The organism is Nesterenkonia massiliensis (assembly GCF_000455245.1).
GTDB lineage: Bacteria > Actinomycetota > Actinomycetes > Actinomycetales > Micrococcaceae > Nesterenkonia > Nesterenkonia rhizosphaerae.
Map to the genome: position 1 here is coordinate 107,385 of NZ_HG005165.1, position 2,107 is coordinate 109,491.

Annotated in this window: 2 protein-coding genes; both read right to left on the reverse strand. The window is 61.4% G+C overall.

Going from position 1 to position 2,107, the window contains the following annotated elements; translation table 11 throughout:
* Window positions 1-113 precede the first annotated feature (113 nt).
* Window positions 114-1,838, reverse strand: a complete 1,725-nt coding sequence (qcrB, locus tag TX78_RS00520; RefSeq protein WP_044492738.1) for a cytochrome bc1 complex cytochrome b subunit — start codon at window positions 1,836-1,838, stop codon at window positions 114-116.
* A partial coding sequence (locus TX78_RS00525; protein WP_044492740.1) for a QcrA and Rieske domain-containing protein occupies window positions 1,835-2,107 on the reverse strand: 273 nt, incomplete at its 5' end. The genes qcrB and TX78_RS00525, both read right to left, overlap by 4 nt.

Consider the following 2,107-nt stretch of genomic DNA (forward strand, 5'->3'; position numbering starts at 1 on the left):
GTTCTCGTATAGCGGCGGGGTTCCCCCGCCCGCGGGACCAACTTCAGGTGTGAAGCCCACGCTCGCCATTGTGGGCGAGAGCGTGGCGGGGTTTCCCCGCCCGCGGGACCAGCTCAGTGGCGTCCGGACTCGATCTCGCCTGCGCCTCCAGGAGCCGGTGCCAGACCCTTGGGTTCGTGGTGGCTGTGCTCGAGTGCTTCGAGGTACTCCTCGCGGGAGACGGGCTCCACACGATCCTCGAAGAACATCCGGTTCAGCCGTGCACGAATCTTCTCTGCCAGAGTGACCTTGCCCTTGGCATTGGGACGTGCCGGAGTAGGTGCCGGAGCCTCGTAGGACACCAGGGTCCATGCCTCGTACTCGCTCAGCGGCGTGTGACGCTCATGGAATTCACCATCTGCGCTGACTTCGATCACACCGGCCTCATGACCGTGGAGCACGGTCTCGCGGTCCTTGCGCTGCAGTGCCAGACAGATGCGCTTGGTGAGGATGTAGGCAATGACAGGGCCGACGAAGATCAGCACGCGCGACCAGTAGGTGATGTCGTTCAGCGAGAGTTGGAAGTGTGTAGCGATCAGGTCGTTGGAGCCCATGCCCCACATGATCATGTAGAAGGTCATCGCTGCCATACCGATGGCGGTACGGGTGGGGGCGTTGCGAGGACGATCCAGAAGGTGGTGTTCCTTCTTATCGCCGGTGATCCAGGCTTCAATCCAGGGCCAGACGAACAGGCCCAGGAACAGCAGCGCTACGGGGACCATAGGTATCAGCACCGGAAGTGCTAGGGAGTTACCTCCCCACGGTGTGGGGATAACTCGCTCCAGCGAGAAGTCCCCAATGAACCCCGGCATCAGGCGCAGCACGCCTTCGAAGGGACCGATATACCAGTCCGGCTGCGCACCGGCGGTCACTGGCGAAGGATCGTATGGCCCGTAGTTCCACAGCGCGTTGATCTGGAAAGTACCGGCGATCAGGCACAGGATGCCGAACACCACGAAGAAGAAGCCGCCGGCCTTTGCAGCATAGACCGGTCCCACCGGGTAGCCGACCACATTGCGCTCAGTACGACCGGGGCCGGGGTACTGGGTGTGCTTGTGGACGACGACCAGGAACAGGTGAACCGCGATCAGAATCAGGATCAGGCCCGGGATGATGAAGATATGCAGCGAGTACAGGCGAGGAATGACCTCGTTGCCCGGGAACTCCCCACCGAAGAGGAAGAAGGAGATATAGGTGCCTACCACCGGGATGGCCTTCAACATGCCGTCGATGATTCTCAAACCGTTACCGGAGAGCACCTCATCCGGCAGCGAGTAACCGGTGAATCCAGCTCCTAGGCCGAGAATCAGCAGAGCACAGCCCACTACCCAGTTAATCTCACGCGGCTTGCGGAACGCCCCGGTGAAGAACACGCGCAGCATATGGACGCTCATCGCCAGGACGAACATCAGCGCGCCCCAGTGGTGCAGCTGGCGGACGAACAGACCACCGCGCACATCGAAGCTGAGCTCCAAGGCGGTGGCGTAGGCCATCGACATCTCCAGACCCTGCAGAGGCGCATAGGAGCCTGAGTAGCGAGTGGTGGCCATCGATGGATCGAACCAGAACGTCAAGAACGCTCCAGAAAGAACCACGATGATGAAGCTGTACAGGGCCACCTCACCGAACATGAAGGACCAGTGATCCGGGAAGACCTTGCGGCCGAACTCGCGGACGATACTGGTACCGCCTACGCGCTGATCGACGTAGTTTGCGATCTTGCCGGTGGAGGTTTTCGGCTGATACTTGCCGACCTCGAGGTACTGTTCCTCGGTGTACTTCTGTTTAGAGGCGCTCATGCGTTGCCACGCTCCCAGTAGGTCGGGCCGACAGGTTCAACGAAGTCGCTGCGCGCCACGAGGAAGCCTTCCTCGTCCACGGTGATCGGCAACTGCGGCAGGGGGCGTCCGGCGGGGCCGAAGACAACCTTGAACTCCTGCGAAGCGTCGAAGGTGGACTGATGGCAGGGGCACAGCAGGTGATGGGTGTGACGCTCGTAGAGCGCCACGGGACAGCCCACGTGGGTGCAGACCTTGGAGCAGGCGATGATGCCTTCGTAGGTCCAGTC

Bases quoted from the DNA above. Each gene is read 5' to 3' on its own strand.
- qcrB (WP_044492738.1), bottom strand. From the start codon at position 1,838: ATGAGCGCCTCTAAACAGAAGTACACCGAGGAACAGTACCTCGAGGTC.